The 1,417-nt window shown below is 53.3% G+C and carries 1 protein-coding gene; it reads left to right on the plus strand.

From position 1 onward, the window contains the following. The first annotated feature begins 41 nt into the window (after nt 1–41). Nucleotides 42–1,412: a MobV family relaxase gene (mobV, locus tag B5F77_RS15370; protein ID WP_087332342.1), complete on the plus strand. Its 1,371-nt coding sequence runs from the start codon at nt 42–44 to the stop codon at nt 1,410–1,412. Nucleotides 1,413–1,417: the final 5 nt, after the last annotated feature.

Here is a 1,417-nt window from a genome sequence, read left to right on the forward strand (position 1 = left end):
TGACAAACAAGTTTGTAGAACCTCAAAAACAAGAAACGAACATGGGATACATAAGCATTCAAATCAACAAGGCGAAAGGGTCGGCTGACACGGGCGCATCCGACCACATAGAACGCAAGACCACGCCCAAGAACACAGACCCCACACTCACCCATCTCAACCGTGAACTGGTGCAATTCCCCGATGGCGTGGCAGACCGTACCGAAGCGATAAGCCACCGCATCCGCACGGCTGGCATCAGGCGTAAGATAACGTCCGACCAAGTACGGGCAATCCGCATCGTGCTTTCAGGTACGCATGAGGATATGGTGAAAGTACAAGACGAGGGTAGACTATCCGAATGGTGCGATGACAACCTGCAATGGCTGCACCGCACGTTCGGCAGGGAGAACACCGTTTCGGCAGTGCTGCACATGGACGAACACACTCCACATATCCATGCCACGGTCGTTCCGATAGTGACGGGAGAGCGCAGGAAAGCGAGGAAGAAGCAAGCGGAGGGCAAACGCACCTACCGCAAGAAAGCCAACGCCGTGCGCCTGTGCGCAGATGACCTCTTGACCCGTGAACGGCTTGTTGCCTACCACGATAGCTATGCTGAAGCGATGGCAAAGTACGGCTTGCATCGTGGCATACGTGGGTCAGAGGCACGGCATACCACCACAGCCCAATACTACCGTGACTTGAAACGGCAGACGGGAGAGCTTGAAACCAACGTAAGGCAGTTGCAGACCGAACAGAAACAAGCGGAACGGCTGCTTGCCGAAGTCAGGAAGGAAATCAAGTCGGAGAAGCTGGAAGCCGCCAAGACCGAAGCGAAAACGGCACTTGTGGCAAAGGTCGGTTCTCTTTTGGGAAGCGGCAAGCTGAAAGAACTTGAAGCCGACAACCGCACCCTGCAAAATGAGGTTGCAGCCCGTGACGAAAGCATCGAGTTGTTGCAACAACAGATGCAGCGGCAGCAGGATGAACACAGCCGTCAACTGATGGAACTGCAAGCCAAGCACCGCAGAGAAATGGCGGACAAGGAAGCGGAACACCAAAGGGAAGTGTCATTCCTGAAATCCATCATCCAAAAAGCCAAGAAATGGTTTCCGCTGTTCCAAGAGTTGGTGTACATGGAGAAATTCTGCCTTAAAGTCGGCTTCAACGAGCGGCAGACCGCCACGCTCATCAGCGGCAAGCCGTTGTTCTATGAGGGCGAACTCTATTCGGAGGAGCACAGGCGGAAGTTCACGACCGAGGAAGCAGGCTTCCAAGTGGTGAAAGACCCGAAAGACAAATCCAAACTTGCGCTTGCCATCAATGGGCAACTGATTGGCGAATGGTTCAAGGAACAGTTTGGCAGGCTGTTCTCATCCATTAAAAGGACTGTTAAGCCGCTTAGGAGAGACAAGGGCATGAGATTATAAACGAT

This window comes from Parabacteroides sp. An277 (assembly GCF_002159645.1).
Taxonomy (GTDB): Bacteria; Bacteroidota; Bacteroidia; order Bacteroidales; family Tannerellaceae; genus Parabacteroides.

Excerpts from the sequence above, each read along its gene's own strand:
- mobV (WP_087332342.1), top strand. The coding sequence starts at position 42 with ATGGGATACATAAGCATTCAAATCAACAAGGCGAAAGGGTCGGCTGAC.